This window comes from Enterobacter cloacae complex sp. 6730903, assembly GCF_048283985.1.
Classification (GTDB): Bacteria; Pseudomonadota; Gammaproteobacteria; order Enterobacterales; family Enterobacteriaceae; genus Enterobacter; species Enterobacter hormaechei_C.
In genome coordinates this window covers 1-476 of record NZ_JBLVXX010000165.1, presented here as the reverse complement: position 1 = coordinate 476, position 476 = coordinate 1, and the positions used below count along the sequence as shown (strand labels likewise).

General features: G+C 53.6%; 1 pseudogene. It reads left to right on the top strand.

The window, feature by feature from the left end:
• Positions 1 to 99: 99 nt before the first annotated feature.
• Positions 100 to 476, top strand: a pseudogene (locus ACNQ0W_RS25375) (Tn3 family transposase); the annotation flags it as partial.

Below are 476 nucleotides of genomic sequence, written 5' to 3'. Positions count from 1 at the left end.
CCATTGGGCTGGGCGCACATTCTACTGACTGGCGAATATCTTTGGCCCAAGGAACCGAAAGCTTAGGGTGTCATTTCGCCCTCAGCCGGAACCGACCCCTTTCATGGCATCGTTATACCGGGGACGCTGAGGGACTCTATCTTTGTGCTGGAAGGTCTTCTGGAACAGGAGACCGGGCTGAATCCAACCGAAATTATGACCGATACAGCAGGTGCCAGCGAACTTGTCTTTGGCCTTTTCTGGCTGCTGGGATACCAGTTTTCTCCACGCCTGGCTGATGCCGGTGCTTCGGTTTTCTGGCGAATGGACCATGATGCCGACTATGGCGTGCTGAATGATATTGCCAGAGGGCAATCAGATCCCCGAAAAATAGTCCTTCAGTGGGACGAAATGATCCGGACCGCTGGCTCCCTGAAGCTGGGCAAAGTACAGGTTTCAGTGCTGGTCCGTTCATTGCTGAAAAGTGAACGTCCTTC